3 protein-coding genes and 1 pseudogene are annotated in these 2683 nt (G+C 39.5%); 1 reads left to right on the top strand and 3 read right to left on the bottom strand.

The genetic code is table 11. The annotated features are described in order from the left end of the window. Positions 1–733, bottom strand: a 733-nt coding sequence (locus ACEQ1T_RS24240; protein ID WP_370225113.1) for an MFS transporter, incomplete at its 3' end; no start/stop codon positions are given. A gap of 261 nt (positions 734–994) precedes the next feature. Here ACEQ1T_RS24240 and ACEQ1T_RS24235 point away from each other — a divergent pair. Further along, the gene (locus tag ACEQ1T_RS24235; protein WP_206834930.1) at positions 995–1318 is read left to right on the top strand and encodes an HPr family phosphocarrier protein; all 324 of its coding nucleotides are present in this window, start codon (positions 995–997) and stop codon (positions 1316–1318) included. A 145-nt stretch (positions 1319–1463) separates the two neighbouring features. Here the strand turns inward: ACEQ1T_RS24235 and ACEQ1T_RS24230 are convergent, their stop codons facing one another. Together ACEQ1T_RS24230 and ACEQ1T_RS24225 are read right to left on the bottom strand one after the other, a co-directional pair. Continuing rightward, the gene (locus tag ACEQ1T_RS24230; protein ID WP_370225112.1) at positions 1464–2210 is read right to left on the bottom strand and encodes a class I SAM-dependent methyltransferase; all 747 of its coding nucleotides are present in this window, start codon (positions 2208–2210) and stop codon (positions 1464–1466) included. A 60-nt stretch (positions 2211–2270) separates the two neighbouring features. Then, positions 2271–2683 (bottom strand): annotated as a pseudogene (locus ACEQ1T_RS24225) (penicillin-binding protein); the annotation flags it as partial.

Genomic DNA, 2683 nt, shown 5'->3' with positions numbered 1-2683 from the left:
CGCCGTTTACCGCTCCGAAAACGAAGAAACCAACAAGCAAGGAAGATAATAACTTGTGCTTTAGAATATATTTCATTCCAAGATTAAAGTCCCTGAGGACAATCGCGATATTTAAGTCTTTAAGATTATGGCCGCCATTCGGCAGGCGGACTTCTTCGGGTATACGGCAGGATCTTATTAATAATGCACTAATGATAAAGGTAAGAGCATCAGTCATAATGGCGCCGTATACTCCCACTGTCCAGTATACAAAAATGCCAAGGCCATTTCCGAACAGCATAAAAAGACTCATCACAACCTGGTTTAGACCCGCTGCAGTGGTATAATCTTCGCTTTGCAATATTCCTTGAATCATTGCATGCTCAGCGGGAAAGAAGAATTTCTGGATTGCACTCCTCAGGAACAATACTGTAAATACCAGCGGCATCCAGCCTATGATAACAGTCAGCAAAAGTACAATTGATAATAATGAGCTGATCCAGTCACAATAATAAGCAATTTTCTGGCGATCCATCCTATCGGCAAACACTCCAACTAAAAAAAACACCGCCAGAGTCGGAACAGAGAACATCAATTCAGTTAATGTAGCATAAAAAGGCTGATCCGAGAAACGGTCAAGCAAATAAAACATGAATGCAGTTAAACCAATCGTGCTGCCCATCTGAGAAGTAAAGTTAGCGAAAAACAATTTAACATAGTTGGCATTTTGAAAGATTTCTTTGAATTTTTTCATCCCTTTTACCTCAGTTTCCCGGTTTATATCACCAGTTTAAATAGTGACAAACGATTGATTAAGCGGCTCCTGATGGTTTTTATCTCCTTCTCGAGACTGAAAGTGCCTCAATCCCGATATATTTAACGACTTAAAAAAGGTAATTATTCACACTTTGATTCACGATGGTTTACGGTTCAGATTACATGGGTAAATCTCTAGTACAACCACATCATTAATCGATCAATATATAAAATACTTTTTGAAAGGGAGATTTATAAAATGAAAGAAATTATTTCTACCAATGTTTTAGTCCAAAATAGGTTCACAATGAAGAAAATGCTTGAAATTTATCAAGGAGCAAAACAATTTGAAGGCACTACATACCTCTACAGCAAACACAAAGCTGTGGATGCCTCAAACCTGTCTAAATTAGTGTCTTTCCTATTAACAGTGAAGCCGCAGACGACCCTAAAGATCATTGTTGAAGGAAATGAAGTTCAGAAGCATCTGGAAGACATCAAAGAAATGTGCAGCAACCATGTTTCAGTGCTGCGCATGTCAGAAAAACGCTTAATCAATTCCGCTGAAACATTTCAGCTATAAATGACCATTTTATTGCAAAGTGATTGGAGTGAAGATAGATGATACGTACAATTTTTATGGTAGTTGGAGCGATTGTGGTAATTGGCGCGATAATCAGCTGGTTATTCTAAATAATTTCTATAAAAAAAGGCCGAATGGCCTTTTTTTATTTATATGCAATGGCAATTGGCTGATAAAAACCAGATTCTTCAGGGTGAAGCCATTTTACCTGCCGGAAACCAGCTTCCAGCAGCAGCTGCTTTAGGTCCTCCCTTTTATAGGCCCTATACTGGGAATTTCTTTCCGACACATCCCAGGTTCCGTCTTTTTCCGCCATTGTGAAATGCCGCAAATCATATACGTCAGAATTTTGATGCCAATCCCACAGCTGAAAGGTTATGGTATTTTTCCTTCTTGCAGGCAAGGTAGACGAAGGCCTTTCTTTATGTATTGCATCGTAATTTCTGGTAGAAAAAAGAAAAATGCCTTCCTGGCTGAGGGAACAGTATACCTCCTTAAGTGCCTCTAGGCAATCCTTATCGGTAATGAGGTGCGGCAAGGCGTTATCCATAGAGATGATTGCTTGAAAAGAATCGCTGCTTACAGATGACAATGCCCTCATATCTGCCTGAAAAAATTGGATGTTCAGGTGTCTCAGTTCCGCTTCCCTTATTGCCCTTTCTATAGACTTTCCGCTAATGTCAGACGCTGTTATTTTATATCCTTTTTTAGCTAGTCCTAAAGCCTGGGTTCCAATGCCGCAGGAACAATCCAAAATAGATGAGGATTTTTTTATGCCCTCTGCCGTTAATAAATTATCCAGCACCTCTCCCTGTCTGGCAATGGAACAATCCCAGTCCTCAAAAATCAAGTGATAATCTCCTGCTAATTCATCATAAAATTTTTCTGCCATGACGGCCCACCTCCTAAAAAAAGAGTACAGATTTTCACTGTACTCCTTACGTGTATATTGTTAATCATCCTCTTTTTCTTTATCTTTCTTTTTATCTTTTTCCTTCTCTTTCTCTTTGCCTTTTTCCTTCCCTTTATTCCATTTATCTTTCCATTTTTCCTTTTCTTTTTCAATTTTTTCTTTTATCTTCGCTGTTTCTTTTCTAATGTTTTCCTCCCATGCTTTTCTTTGCTGCTCCCTTTGCCTCTGTTCCATCAGGCCAGCAATTTGAGGGACATTAAATGATTCTGCTTCCTGGTTTTTCAGGGCTTCTCCCATGATTTCGCGGAATATTGGAGCCGTGCCTTCACTGCTGGAGGTTGTAAGATAGTTTTTTGCATCTGTCTTATCGTGGCCAACCCACACAGCACCTACCAGCTGTGGTGTATAGCCGACAAACCATTGGTCTTTAACGCCATCTATGCCTTCAGATC

Origin of the sequence: Cytobacillus sp. (assembly GCF_964223445.1) — a bacterium.
In the GTDB taxonomy this organism is placed as follows: Bacteria; Bacillota; Bacilli; order Bacillales; family Cytobacillaceae; genus Cytobacillus.
The sequence above is the reverse complement of the archived record's forward strand: the minus strand, read 5'-3'. Positions and strand labels throughout refer to the sequence as shown.